General features: G+C 65.7%; 1 protein-coding gene and 2 pseudogenes. All 3 read left to right on the top strand.

Annotated features, from left to right (window positions below; translation table 11 throughout):
* Window positions 1–307, top strand: a pseudogene (locus ABC977_RS18200) (hypothetical protein); the annotation flags it as partial.
* Window positions 304–444 carry a hypothetical protein gene (locus ABC977_RS18205; RefSeq protein ID WP_369668687.1) on the top strand — a complete coding sequence of 47 codons (141 nt, stop codon included), beginning with the start codon at window positions 304–306 and terminating at the stop codon, window positions 442–444. The pseudogene ABC977_RS18200 and the gene ABC977_RS18205, both read left to right, overlap by 4 nt.
* Window positions 437–724 (top strand): annotated as a pseudogene (locus ABC977_RS18210) (cytosolic protein); the annotation flags it as partial. The gene ABC977_RS18205 and the pseudogene ABC977_RS18210, both read left to right, overlap by 8 nt.

Consider the following 724-nt stretch of genomic DNA (forward strand, 5'->3'; position numbering starts at 1 on the left):
AATGCTGACCGAACAGCTCGAGACCTGGACCGAACAATGGCGACATGATGGCCTGGAGCAGGGGCGTAAGGAAACCCGCCATCTACTCATCCGCCAGGTGCGCCGCCGTTTCGGGCCGGCGGTGGCGGCCCAGGCCGAGCCGCTGCTGGCGGCGATCGTCGACCCCGAGGTGCTCGAGGCGCTGGGCGAGGAACTGCTGATTCAACCCGATGGTGAGCGCTGGCTCGAAGCCCTACGCCAAGCCCAGCCGGCTCCGGGGCACTCAACGCACCAGCCTGGTATGCCGGACGCGGCTGAGCGGCCATGATCGCCGGCGAGGAGGTCGACATCTACGGCAACGGACGGATCGTCGAAATTGGGCGCTGGCGGGAGGAGTGCGGGTTGGCCTGGTCCTTCGCTGCGCCGAACCGGATCGCCGCTGACGAGCCGAGCGACCATGGCTGATTACGACTCCCCGTGGAAGACGGTCCTGGAACGCTACTTTGCCGAGTTCCTGGCCTTCTTCTTTCCCGAGGCCCATGCCGGCATCGACTGGACGCAGGGCTACACCCTGCTCGACAAGGAACTGCAAAAGGTCGTGCGGGATGCCAAGCTTGGGCGGCGCTGGGCCGACTCCCTGGTGCGGGTCACCGGAACGGACGGGCAAGAGGACTGGGTGCTGGTCCATGTGGAAGTGCAGGGTCGGAACGAAGCGGATTTCGCGCAGCGGATGTTCGTCTACAAT

Origin of the sequence: Thioalkalicoccus limnaeus (assembly GCF_041197575.1) — a bacterium.
GTDB lineage: Bacteria > Pseudomonadota > Gammaproteobacteria > Chromatiales > Chromatiaceae > Thioalkalicoccus > Thioalkalicoccus limnaeus.

What these genes read in the sequence shown, in the direction of transcription:
- ABC977_RS18205 (WP_369668687.1), top strand. Translation starts at nt 304, where the DNA reads ATGATCGCCGGCGAGGAGGTCGACATCTACGGCAACGGACGGATCGTC.